The following is a 558-nucleotide window of genomic DNA, read 5'->3' as shown; positions in this document are numbered from 1 at the left end:
GCTTATGCCTCATTGCTCCACTGTATTATGATCAGGGGCCTTATTTTAATTGCAACCTTTACGTAGCCTTAGCCTCTGTTTGTTAAATAAAGATAATGAAAAGCATGATACCTTAATGAATACACGAAAATTTCCGGAAGGATAATTCACAGAGCAACATATCCACTGGCCGTGGATTAAGCCATGATGTCATTTTACACCGGTCTGCCAACTGCTTTTACCGATTGCTATTTAAAAATTTAGGATCTCCCCAGAAATTCCGCTTGACCCGACACTTGCTTTAATATCCCTGGCATATGAAAATAAAAAAGCCACACTGGCAATTCAGCATGGCTCCTACTTATGTTTCAGGGTTCAATTATTATCAATACCACCGTCACCCTTTTCCTGGCGGTCGTCATTCTGCCAACGGTCTTCATTTCGGAACAAGCGTAAAACCTGTGAGTAAATGGATTGGAAAGTAAAACAAGTAATGTGAAACTTGCCACTGAAAATCAGTAAACCGCGCTTATTGTTATATTATACGCGTTGGCCAACTGCTTTTGCCGATTGCTATTT

The organism is Fulvivirga kasyanovii, from assembly GCF_009711405.1.
Classification (GTDB): domain Bacteria; phylum Bacteroidota; class Bacteroidia; order Cytophagales; family Cyclobacteriaceae; genus Fulvivirga; species Fulvivirga kasyanovii.
This window is presented reverse-complemented; position numbering follows the sequence as displayed.